The organism is Sporosarcina thermotolerans, from assembly GCF_030067815.1.
Lineage (GTDB): Bacteria > Bacillota > Bacilli > Bacillales_A > Planococcaceae > Sporosarcina > Sporosarcina thermotolerans.
This window is the reverse complement of record NZ_CP125968.1, coordinates 467,528-475,000: the sequence shown is the minus strand read 5'-3', so window position 1 is coordinate 475,000 and position 7,473 is coordinate 467,528. Positions and strand designations below refer to the sequence as shown.

Genomic DNA, 7,473 nt, shown 5'->3' with positions numbered 1-7,473 from the left:
ATAACATTGAGCTGTGATAGCGAGGGAATTATCCCCGGAGTCCCTGATTTCACACTGCCAAGAAAAGCCTCTAGCGAGGCGGGAGGTGCCCGTACCGCAAACCGACACAGGTAGGCGAGGAGAGAATCCTAAGGTGATCGAGAGAACTCTCGTTAAGGAACTCGGCAAAATGACCCCGTAACTTCGGGAGAAGGGGTGCTCTGGTAGGGTGTTAAAGCCCGAGAGAGCCGCAGTGAATAGGCCCAGGCGACTGTTTAGCAAAAACACAGGTCTCTGCAAAACCGTAAGGTGACGTATAGGGGCTGACGCCTGCCCGGTGCTGGAAGGTTAAGAGGAGAGGTCAGCGCAAGCGAAGCTTTGAATTGAAGCCCCAGTAAACGGCGGCCGTAACTATAACGGTCCTAAGGTAGCGAAATTCCTTGTCGGGTAAGTTCCGACCCGCACGAAAGGCGTAACGATCTGGGCACTGTCTCAACGAGAGACTCGGTGAAATTATAATATGCGTGAAGATGCGCATTACCCGCGACAGGACGGAAAGACCCCGTGGAGCTTTACTGTAGCCTGATATTGAATTCCGGTGCAGCCTGTACAGGATAGGTAGGAGCCTTGGAATCCGGAGCGCCAGCTTCGGAGGAGGCAATGGTGGGATACTACCCTGGCTGTATTGGACTTCTAACCCTTGCCCGTGATCCGGGCAGGAGACAGTGTCAGGTGGGCAGTTTGACTGGGGCGGTCGCCTCCTAAAGTGTAACGGAGGCGCCCAAAGGTTCCCTCAGAATGGTTGGACATCATTCGTAGAGTGCAAAGGCATAAGGGAGCTTGACTGCGAGACCTACAAGTCGAGCAGGGTCGAAAGACGGGCTTAGTGATCCGGTGGTTCCGCATGGAAGGGCCATCGCTCAACGGATAAAAGCTACCCCGGGATAACAGGCTTATCTCCCCCAAGAGTCCACATCGACGGGGAGGTTTGGCACCTCGATGTCGGCTCATCGCATCCTGGGGCTGTAGTCGGTCCCAAGGGTTGGGCTGTTCGCCCATTAAAGCGGTACGCGAGCTGGGTTCAGAACGTCGTGAGACAGTTCGGTCCCTATCCGTCGCGGGCGCAGGAAATTTGAGAGGAGCTGTCCTTAGTACGAGAGGACCGGGATGGACACACCGCTGGTGTACCAGTTGTCTTGCCAAAGGCATCGCTGGGTAGCTATGTGTGGACGGGATAAATGCTGAAAGCATCTAAGCATGAAGCCCCCCTCAAGATGAGATTTCCCATTACATTTGTAAGTAAGATCCTCAAAGATGATGAGGTGGATAGGTCCGGGTGGAAGCGTGGCGACACGTGCAGCTGACGGATACTAATCGATCGAGGACTTAACCTTAAGTTATAAAGTATGGTTGAACTTGAAGTAGCAACAATGTCTCTTTTATCCGGTTTTGAACGAACAAGCATCGTTCATAGTCTGGTGACGAAGGCGAAGAGGTCACACCCGTTCCCATCCCGAACACGGAAGTTAAGCTCTTCAGCGCCGATGGTAGTAGGGGGCTTCCCCTGTGAGAGTAGGACGTCGCCGGGCAAAAACCATCCCCTGTGGGGGATGGTTTTTTTGTGTTTAATTACTGTTTTACGAAAACTCCATGTGTAATACATAAGTCACAAGATGAGCAAAACATATCCAAACTTGAGCATAACTACACAAAACTCGAGCAAAACCTCGTGATTCCATTTTTTGCATTCGAGTGCAAGTTAATTTATCGTTGATTAATAACAGTAAGGAGAGGCGATGATAAATATGGCTACTATTTATGATCTATTCGTTGAAAAGCCGGACGGTACAAAGCAATCAATGCAGGAGTATGAGGGTTCCGTTATTGTCATAGTTAATACAGCAAGCAAATGCGGTTTTACTGACCAGTTTAAGGAGCTGCAACAAATTTACGATGATTATCGTGAGCAGGGCCTAATTGTCCTTGGTTTCCCATCGGATAACTTTAATAATCAGGAATTTGACTCGATGGATGAGACACTTGCTTTTTGTGAACGGAACTATGGTGTGACATTTCCAATGTTTAAAAAAGTAGATGTAAAAGGGGATCAGGCTTCTCCTTTGTTTTCATTCCTAACAAGTCAAAAAAGAGGATTGTTGACGGAAGGTGTTAAATGGAATTTCACTAAATTCTTAATCAATCGTAAAGGGGATGTCGTGGAACGGTTTGCTCCTCAGACCTCACCGGAGAAAATGAGATCCTCAATTGATAAAATTGTTCAGTGAATAATAGGAATTCATTTTCTTATTCTCGCATCCTTGACACGCACTATCGGCGCTGATAATCTTTTAATAATATTCAAATGCAGATAATCATTTTGAGGAGGAAACGAAATGTGGGAATCTAAATTTACGCGCGAAGGCTTGACCTTTGACGATGTGCTTCTTGTACCTGGGCCTTCTGAAGTTTTACCGAAGGATGTGTCTCTTTCTGTTAATTTGACAGAGAAGATTACATTGAATATCCCGATTATCAGCGCGGGAATGGATACGGTGACAGAGTCAAAAATGGCGATTGCAATGGCTCGTCAAGGCGGTCTCGGTGTTATTCATAAAAACATGAGCATTGAAGAACAGGCAGAGCAGGTTGTGACGGTGAAGCGTTCTGAAAATGGAGTTATCACAAATCCTTTCTTCCTCACTCCAGAACATCAGGTATTTGATGCAGAGCATTTAATGGGTAGATATCGTATTTCTGGCGTTCCAATCGTAAATAATATGGACGAGCAAAAGCTTGTTGGTATTTTGACGAATCGTGATCTGCGTTTTATCCAAGATTATTCGATGATTATTAATGATGTTATGACAAAAGATAATCTGGTTACCGCACCAGTTGGAACAACATTGGGAGACGCAGAAAAGATTTTGCAGATGTATAAAATTGAAAAGCTTCCAATTGTGGATGAAAACGGCATCTTAAAAGGCCTTATCACAATTAAGGATATCGAGAAAGTTATTGAATTCCCAAATGCGGCAAAAGATAAACAAGGTCGTCTTCTTGTAGGAGCAGCAGTTGGCGTTACATCCGACACAATGGTGCGAGTACATAAGCTCGTCGCTGCAGAAGTTGATGCAATTGTTATTGATACAGCTCATGGTCATTCAAAAGGAGTTATTGATACGGTTGCACAAATTCGAAAAGAATACCCCGATCTTGGAATCATTGCTGGTAACGTTGCAACTGCTGAAGCAACCGCTGCATTGTATGAAGCGGGCGCAGATGTAGTTAAGGTGGGAATTGGTCCAGGATCTATCTGTACAACTCGTGTAGTAGCTGGTGTTGGTGTACCTCAGATCACAGCAGTTTACGAATGTGCATCCGAAGCTCGAAAACAAGGAAAAACGATTATTGCGGACGGGGGCATTAAATACTCCGGAGATATCGTAAAGGCTTTGGCGGCTGGTGGACATGTTGTTATGCTTGGTAGCCTACTAGCGGGAACAACTGAAAGCCCAGGAGAAACAGAAATCTACCAAGGTAGACGCTTTAAGGTTTATCGTGGTATGGGTTCAGTTGGAGCAATGGAACAAGGTTCGAAAGACCGTTATTTCCAAGAGGATGCGAAAAAGCTTGTTCCTGAAGGAATTGAAGGACGTATGCCTTATAAAGGACCTCTTTCCGATACAATCCATCAACTTGTTGGTGGTATCCGAGCAGGTATGGGCTATTGTGGAACGAAGGATTTACAAGACCTTCGTGAGAAAGCTCAGTTTATCCGTATGACAGGTGCAGGTCTTCGCGAAAGTCATCCGCACCAAGTTCATATTACAAAGGAAGCGCCTAACTATTCCATTTCATAAATTTGGAAGCGTACGAATAGAAACTTTAGCACCTTTCCGATCGTCTTAATATGAGCGGAAAGGTGCTTTTTGATTAGATCCCCTAATCTCGTTCATGATGTGATAAAATATAAAGTGGAAAATTGCAATGACGGAGGTAGTTTGGTGAAACGGGAAATGAGAAAATGGGTAGCATTACTGATCATTCCATTTGTACTTATGGCGACGATCGGTACTACTCAGGTACAAGCAGAAACAACACTTGGCATTCATGTGGATGGTGCCATCTTAATTGACGCGGACACTGGAAAGATTTTATACGAAGAGAATGCAGATACACCGCTCGGCATTGCAAGTATGTCTAAAATGATGACTGAATATCTCTTATTTGAAGCAATTCATGAGGGGAAAATCAGTTGGGATCAAGAATATAAAGTAAATGACTACACATATGCAGTCTCGCAGGACAGACGTTTAAGTAACGTGCCATTACGTCGGGACGGTACGTATACAATTCGAGAACTTTACGAAGCATTAGCAATTTACTCGGCGAATGCCGCTACAATTGCGATTGCTGAAACAATTGCAGGAACGGAAACAGAGTTCTTGAAATTGATGAATGCTAAGGCGAAAGAACTTGGATTGGTCGATTATAAATTTGTGAACTCGACTGGATTAAACAATGAATATTTACAAGGTATGCATCCTCAAGGGACGGGCGTTAGTGATGAAAATGTCATGCCTGCTAAATCGGTTGCACGTCTTGCGTACCATTTGATGCACGATTACCCTGAAGTTTTGGAAACGACTAAGATTAATACAAAAATTTTCCGTGAAGGTACGTCGGACGCCATCAAGATGGACAACTGGAACTTCATGCTTCCAGGATTTGTTTATGAATATGAAGGCGTTGATGGTCTAAAGACAGGCACAACTGATTTTGCTGGTCATTGCTTTACAGGAACTGCGAAACGCGGCGATAAGCGTCTCATCGCGGTTGTTATGAAAGCGGTAGATGCAAACGGAGTAGGCTCTTACAAGGCAAGATTTGACGCAACACGCGCTTTGTTCGATTACGATTTAGCCAATTCTCAGAAGAAGAACTTCTTCCAGCTGGTTATGAGTTTGAAGATCAGAAGACATTGGACGTTCTGAAAGGAAAAGAGAAAACTGTTGCTATCGAAGTGAAAGATTCAGTTCGTGCGATGATCAAATCAAATGAAAAAGATCTATTTGAACCACAACTTGTTTTAGATGAATCATTATTGAAAGACGGACAGCTTGAGGCTCCGGTTAAAAAGGGAACGGTTGTCGGTCACGTGAAAATCGTCAAGAAAGAAGGCGAGGATTACGGATTTATCGATTCGAAGGACCTTGGCATGGATGTAGTTGTTACAACGGACGTCGAAAAAGCAGGCTGGTTCTCGTTAATGATGAGCGGTATTGGTGATTTCTTCGCCGGATTGTGGAATGGTGCAACTGGGTTTGTCAAAGGGTTATTTAAATAATTAAAAGGTAATGGATCCTAATGGGGGTCCATTACCTTTTTTCTATTTTTATCAATCTTCCAAGTGCTCATAAGCCTTTCGACTGATTCCGGAATTTGAGCATCCGATAGACCTCCGAATCCAATTAAAAAGGACGGATGCTGTTTCATCTCGACTTTTCTATATTCATTCAATCCATATACACGAATCCCTTTGTCCGATGCAATTTTCGTCAACATTACTTCATCATCATCGGTATGAACATTGATAAGAATATGCATGCCCGCCTCGTCACCCGAGAAGGAAATATGGGGTGCATAAGCCTGCAACGAATCCGCAAGAAGTTGCAGTTTACGTTTATACACTTTCCGCATCCTGTTCAAGTGCCGCGCAAAATGCCCGTCAGCCATGAAGTGTGCAAGCGTATGTTGGTCAAGTCTTGGGACAGTAGAAGAATAATGGATAAACGCTTTTTCGTATTTTTCAAGTAGTACGGGAGGCAACACCATATAAGCGATTCTCAAAGACGGCATAAGGGATTTGGAGAATGTACTTAGATAAATGACTTTACCGGCTTTATCCATCCCTTGTAGTGAAGGAATTGGTCTTCCGGTATAGCGGAATTCGCTGTCATAGTCATCTTCAATTATGAAATTGCCCTCACTGGAAGCAGCCCAATTCAATAATGCCGTTCTACGTGCTGCAGAGAGCACTGTACCGGTTGGGAACTGATGGGATGGTGTGACATAAGCGACGGTCGCTGAGGATTGTGTAAGCGCATGTACGTCCATTCCTTCTTCATCGACGGAAATAGGAATTGCCTCACGGTTATTATGGAAAAACACGTGATGGGTGAGCGGATAACCAGGGTCCTCAATGGCATATTTTGCTTCAGGTCCAAGGAGCCTAATAAGTAGTGGCATAAGTTGTTCGGTACCGGATCCTACGATGATCTGGTCCGCGGTACAATCAACCCCTCGAGAGTGATACAAATACTTCGCGATTTCCTGACGAAGCTCGGGGTCACCATGTGGGTGCCCCAATAATAATAGATGTCTCGAAGATTCGTCGATTACATCCTTTGCATACTTACGCCATTGTTTGAAAGGAAAAAACTCCGTATCAATTTTTCCGGGGGAGAAGTCAATCTCCAATTCTTTCGGCATTTTTTGTGAATTAACATTTATCGCTCCAATAGGTTGAACATACGCCAACTCACCGATTTCCTGCACGAAATAGCCTTTTCGCGGTTTCGATGTGATAAAACCTTCAGCTGCAAGTTGTCCGTAGGCTAATTCAATTGTTGTTTGACTGATATCGAGGAAGTCACCAAGTTTCCGTTTTGATGGAAGTTTTTCACCAACTGCAAGCTTCCCATCGGTAATGTCATCACGGATTTGCTGGTAGATTTGCTCGTATAAGGGGGTTTCAATATCTTTATTTAGTTCAATTAAGAGCATTTCCATTAGATACACCTCACACTGACCATGTTAATTAGGTAGAATATAAGTATCTTGATAAGGTCATTTTCAAGTATACGTTAGAAAATGGAGAGGGGAAAGGATTTTTTTGAATCTTTATTCTTCGACAAACGTATTAAAAGGAAAGTGAAAGGTCGAAAGAAGCGGGAGCGGGGCGTTATGCGTGTATCGAAGGATTTATGAGGTTTTCCAATGATTTATGCGTATCTACATTGATTTATAAGCTTTTCTGAAGGTTTATGCGTGAGTGCTGACTTTTATGCGTTTTTGGAATAAAATTGGAGGTGGTTCAGATGGCTGAGGCAATCCTTTTTTTCATTTTATTTGTTCCTCTTAGTGTATTGACGTTTTTTGCTCCAGAGGAAACGATGCTCCGATCTCGTTGGCAGTATGATCAAGAGCCTGAATTTTCACGTGAGGCAATCTTAATTATAAAAATACTCTCTGCCGTTGTTGTCATATTGTCAACATTGAATCTTATTATTAATATAATCAATGCATTCCGGTGAAGATAGTTAACCGATTTTGTTCCACATGAAACAGTATATTTCATCGCAATTGCGGATATGTTGACTAATATAGTCCCTTGACCCTTGCCAAAATAAGTACTATGTAGTAAAGTGATGTTAATTTCAAATAAAAGACGATGATGGGAAGCAGTAGCAAGCACGTTTTTCAAAGAGAGCC

General features: G+C 43.7%; 4 protein-coding genes, 2 rRNA genes, 1 pseudogene and 1 other annotated feature (2 of these 8 only partly in view). Of the genes and pseudogenes, 6 read left to right on the top strand and 1 reads right to left on the bottom strand.

Annotation, left to right across the window (positions count from 1 at the left end; translation table 11 throughout):
* From QNH10_RS02700 to QNH10_RS02680, 5 genes and pseudogenes are all read left to right on the top strand, one after another.
* Window positions 1–1,373, top strand: a 23S ribosomal RNA gene (locus tag QNH10_RS02700); it begins 1,554 nt to the left of the window's first position.
* 80 nt (window positions 1,374–1,453) lie between these two features.
* Window positions 1,454–1,568: ribosomal RNA gene (rrf, locus tag QNH10_RS02695) — 5S ribosomal RNA — on the top strand.
* Window positions 1,569–1,784: 216 nt separating this feature from the next.
* Complete coding sequence (locus tag QNH10_RS02690; RefSeq protein ID WP_283733414.1) at window positions 1,785–2,264, top strand: glutathione peroxidase; 480 nt, start codon at window positions 1,785–1,787, stop codon at window positions 2,262–2,264.
* A 108-nt stretch (window positions 2,265–2,372) separates the two neighbouring features.
* Complete coding sequence (gene guaB / locus QNH10_RS02685) at window positions 2,373–3,839, top strand: IMP dehydrogenase (protein ID WP_283733413.1); 1,467 nt, start codon at window positions 2,373–2,375, stop codon at window positions 3,837–3,839.
* A 156-nt stretch (window positions 3,840–3,995) separates the two neighbouring features.
* Window positions 3,996–5,326 (top strand): annotated as a pseudogene (locus QNH10_RS02680) (serine hydrolase).
* Between the two features lie 17 nt (window positions 5,327–5,343).
* Here the strand turns inward: QNH10_RS02680 and pdxR are convergent.
* Window positions 5,344–6,771: a MocR-like pyridoxine biosynthesis transcription factor PdxR gene (gene pdxR, locus QNH10_RS02675; protein ID WP_283733412.1), complete on the bottom strand. Its 1,428-nt coding sequence runs from the start codon at window positions 6,769–6,771 to the stop codon at window positions 5,344–5,346.
* A 308-nt stretch (window positions 6,772–7,079) separates the two neighbouring features.
* On the opposite strand from pdxR, the gene QNH10_RS02670 reads away from it, so the two are divergent.
* Window positions 7,080–7,295: a DUF6199 family natural product biosynthesis protein gene (locus QNH10_RS02670; RefSeq protein ID WP_283733411.1), complete on the top strand. Its 216-nt coding sequence runs from the start codon at window positions 7,080–7,082 to the stop codon at window positions 7,293–7,295.
* 128 nt (window positions 7,296–7,423) lie between these two features.
* Window positions 7,424–7,473, top strand: a binding site (T-box leader); it runs 162 nt beyond the window's last position.